The organism is bacterium (Candidatus Blackallbacteria) CG13_big_fil_rev_8_21_14_2_50_49_14 (assembly GCA_002783405.1).
Lineage (GTDB): Bacteria > Cyanobacteriota > Sericytochromatia > UBA7694 > UBA7694.
Map to the genome: position 1 here is coordinate 106396 of PFGG01000072.1, position 1166 is coordinate 107561.

Sequence of the window (1166 nt, forward strand, 5' to 3'; positions counted from 1 at the left end):
TCGTCCAGTTCAAATTCAGCTTGAATCCGCCAATGGTCGGTGATCTTTTCTTGCCCTTCTTTGGGTCTTCCTCTCTGGGCCTGCTTTTGAACGGGTAAGAGTTCAATCTCTTTCAGGCTATGGTATTTCACCTTTTTGAATATTTCAGTTAAAGCTGCTTCAGCATCCTGTTCACAATTGAATCGCTTGCGTTTTAACTTTTTCAAATCCTGCTGTAAAGAGTCATTTTCTTGATTAATTTTGTAGTCCAAAGCCTCTTTGCTTCGCCGTTCGGCTGTTGTTGAATAAACTACGATCCAGCGTTCATTTTCGCGAGCAAACTCCTGCCAATACTCTCCTTCGTCCAAAGGATTCCATTCACCCACTCCAAGGGCTGTAAAAACCATTTCTTCATGGGCTTTAAGTGTAGCGGGTACTCGGCTAATGAAGCCCAAATCTTTGAGATAGGGCTCATTTCGCTGGTTGTAGCCTTTACTGTCAAGAATAATTCCCCGCACTCCTGAGTTTAAGCTTTGAGCCTTGTTGCGGATACGTTGATGAAAAATCTCACTGCCATTACGATTACCGCTCCAATGCTTGATACCAAGTGGAATACCGTAGGTGTCACTTACCAACATTTCTTGAACAATTTGAACCAGGTCAGGGCGATGGTCTCGTGAATAGCCATGGGTAATTTCAACTTCTGCGCTTTCTTCGTCTGAGCTATATTTGCCACTGAAGCAAAAACTTGTGGTATCTCCGTGAACCCATTGTGTCTCCAAACCTTCCTTTTGACAGGCTTTGTAGCTCAATTCAGCAAAGAGTTTCTCACAACCATATTCATACAGTTTTTCAAGGCTGCGTCCGAGCTTGAAGTGATTGAGATCTTGTGCTTGAAGTTTGTCATTCCCAAGCAGAAAACCCACAGGCAATTTCTCGAAGAAATGGGGGGTAAGTGAGAGTGGGGTTTGTGAAAAGCCAAGTCCACACAGGATCATCGCTGCAACACACTCGCCAACGCTTGCTTTCATGTCGTCTGTGGGCGATAAAAGGGCGTCTATTTCTTTGCTCAGCTCAAGTTCTTTCAAAATGCCTGCCACCACTCCCAAATGATCTAACCGTTCAATCTTCATTTGCATTGGGCCAAACTCCTTGCTAAAACTTGGTTGCATTGAGTTTAGCATTTA

Annotated in this window: 1 pseudogene (running past one end of the window); it reads right to left on the bottom strand. The window is 43.9% G+C overall.

What is annotated here, in order from left to right:
* Nucleotides 1-1163 (bottom strand): annotated as a pseudogene (locus COW20_20465) (transposase); it reaches 532 nt to the left of the window's first position.
* Between the last annotated feature and the right edge of the window lie 3 nt (nucleotides 1164-1166).